Origin of the sequence: Nitrosospira briensis (assembly GCF_900115125.1) — a bacterium.
In the GTDB taxonomy this organism is placed as follows: domain Bacteria; phylum Pseudomonadota; class Gammaproteobacteria; order Burkholderiales; family Nitrosomonadaceae; genus Nitrosospira; species Nitrosospira briensis_A.
Genome location: NZ_FOVJ01000017.1, coordinates 1 through 2,169, shown reverse-complemented (window position 1 = coordinate 2,169; position 2,169 = coordinate 1). Strand labels below are relative to the sequence as shown.

General features: G+C 52.8%; 1 protein-coding gene. It reads left to right on the top strand.

The annotated features are described in order from the left end of the window. The first annotated feature begins 263 nt into the window (after positions 1–263). A complete protein-coding gene (gene ctaD, locus BMZ14_RS14545) occupies positions 264–1,841 on the top strand; it encodes a cytochrome c oxidase subunit I (protein WP_074798857.1) in 1,578 nt (525 codons plus the stop codon). Positions 1,842–2,169 lie beyond the last annotated feature (328 nt).

Sequence of the window (2,169 nt, the reverse complement as noted above, 5' to 3'; positions counted from 1 at the left end):
AATCGCGGCGGTGGTCACCTACGAACGCAATGCCTGGGGTAATGCGGCAGGCGACGTAGTGCAGCCATCGGAAATCAACGAATTCAGAAAATAGCGCCAGGGAGGAACATTGACTTCAGATACTTCAAATACTGAGCACAGCCATCCTGGCATCCACCACGGCATCGGGATATGACGTTTAAACAGTACGCTGCCGGCGGCTCGACGCGCTGGCTGCTGATTGCCAATCACACATTTCAGAAAACAGGGTCGAGGAGAAAACCATGGCAGCAGTAGAGCACGAAATTCCGCATGTCCACGATCATCATCCCACGGGCTTGATGCGTTGGCTGACTACCACCAATCACAAAGACATCGGCACGATGTATTTGTGGTTCAGTTTCATAATGTTTCTGACGGGCGGGGTGATGGCCCTGACCATCCGGGCCGAATTGTTCCAGCCCGGTCTGCAGGTTGTCAATCCGGAGTTTTTCAACCAGTTGACTACCATGCACGGGCTGGTAATGGTGTTCGGCGCCATCATGCCCGCCTTTGTAGGCTTTGCCAACTGGCAGATACCGTTGATGATCGGCGCCCCCGACATGGCTTTCGCCCGCATGAATAACTGGAGCTTCTGGCTGTTGCCTCCCGCGGCCCTTCTGCTGATCAGTTCATTCTTCGTTCCGGGTGGCGCGGCCGCTGGCGGCTGGACGTTCTATCCGCCGCTGTCGGTACAAATGGGTGTAGGAATGGATATGATGATTTTTGCCATTCATATCCTGGGTGCATCCTCAATTATGGGCGCCATCAACATCATCACGACCATACTCAACATGCGCGCACCGGGCATGACGCTGATGAAAATGCCGATGTTCGTCTGGACCTGGCTGATCACCGCCTATCTGCTGGTGCTGGTAATGCCGGTGCTGGCGGGGGTTGTCACCATGCTGCTGACGGATCGTAATTTCGGGACCAACTTCTTCAATGCCGCAGGCGGTGGGGACCCGGTATTGTTTCAGCATATTTTCTGGTTCTTTGGGCATCCGGAAGTCTACATCATGATCCTGCCCTCATTCGGCATTGTTTCGGAAGTCATTCCGACTTTCGCGCGGAAGGCGTTATTCGGGTATTCGTCAATGGTTTACGCCACCGCTTCCATTGCCATTCTTTCCTGCATCGTCTGGGCGCATCACATGTTCACAGCGGGCATGCCGGTAACCGGACAGCTGTTTTTCATGTATGGCACCATGCTTATTGCGGTGCCGACAGGAGTAAAAGTGTTCAACTGGACGGCTACCATGTGGCGCGGTTCCATGACTTTCGAAACGCCCATGCTGTTCTCGATCGGTTTCATATTCCTGTTCGTCATCGGGGGGTTCAGCGGCGTGGTGTGCGCGATAGTCCCGATAGATGTTCAGGTGCAGGATACTTACTATGTGATTGCCCACTTCCATTATGTGCTGGTATCAGGTTCGCTTTTCGCGATATTTGCAGGGATTTATTACTGGCTGCCCAAATGGACCGGACATATGTACGATGAAACGCTGGGTAAATGGCATTTCTGGCTGTCGATGTTTTTTTTCAACCTCACCTTCTTTGTCCAGCACTTCCTGGGATTGGCCGGTATGCCACGTCGCATCCCCGACTACGCATTGCAGTTTGCGGATTTCAACATGATTTCCAGTATCGGGGCATTCGGCTTCGGCACAACCCAATTGCTGTTCCTCTACGTGGTGCTGAAGTGCATTCGTGGCGGTGCAAAGGTGTCCGCCAAACCTTGGGAGGGTGGCAAAACGCTTGAATGGACATTGCCGTCACCGGCCCCTTATCACAGCTTCCAGACACCTCCAGTCATCAAATAGCCGATAGGAGCGTACGATGCCAATACAGATGAATATGCCACACGCAAATGTACCGGAAAACGGAGAAACAGAGAGAAAGCTTGCAGCGATCAGAACCGCATTGTTCCTGCTGGCTTTTTCTCAGGTCATCCCTGTATCGCATTATTTATGGCAGACTTACTGTTGCTGACCGGCGGTACGGCTGATAGTTTTTAATGAAATCACAAGCGAGCACAAAAGCATGAGCCAAGAGAGGAGTCACTATTACGTTCCAGCGCCATCGACTTGGCCCATCACCGGGTCGATAGCGCTGCTGTTCATGGGTTTCGGGGCGGCATTTTCAGTCAAC

Coding starts and splice junctions, on each gene's coding strand:
- ctaD (WP_074798857.1), top strand. CDS start 264: ATGGCAGCAGTAGAGCACGAAATTCCGCATGTCCACGATCATCATCCC.